The 232-nt window shown below is 53.9% G+C and carries 1 rRNA gene; it reads right to left on the reverse strand.

The annotated features are described in order from the left end of the window. Positions 1 to 177: 177 nt before the first annotated feature. Positions 178 to 232, reverse strand: a 16S ribosomal RNA gene (locus H6B15_RS15350); the annotation flags it as partial.

The raw sequence follows: 232 nt of genomic DNA on the forward strand, positions 1-232 counted from the left end.
CCCCTGCTTGCAAAGCAGGTGCTCTCCCAACTGAGCTATACCCCCGCGCTTTCCAGCGTTTCGGGTTTCGCTGCCCTTATGCTGAAGGCAAGGCCTTCAAAATTGAACATCCCTGAAACTCATTTTCCCTGTCCGTGAACATCAGGACCAGCCTGATCTTCACGTCTGACTCCCTAGAAAGGAGGTGATCCAGCCGCACCTTCCGATACGGCTACCTTGTTACGACTTCACC

It is taken from the genome of Gemmiger formicilis, assembly GCF_016900095.1.
GTDB lineage: Bacteria > Bacillota > Clostridia > Oscillospirales > Ruminococcaceae > Gemmiger > Gemmiger formicilis_A.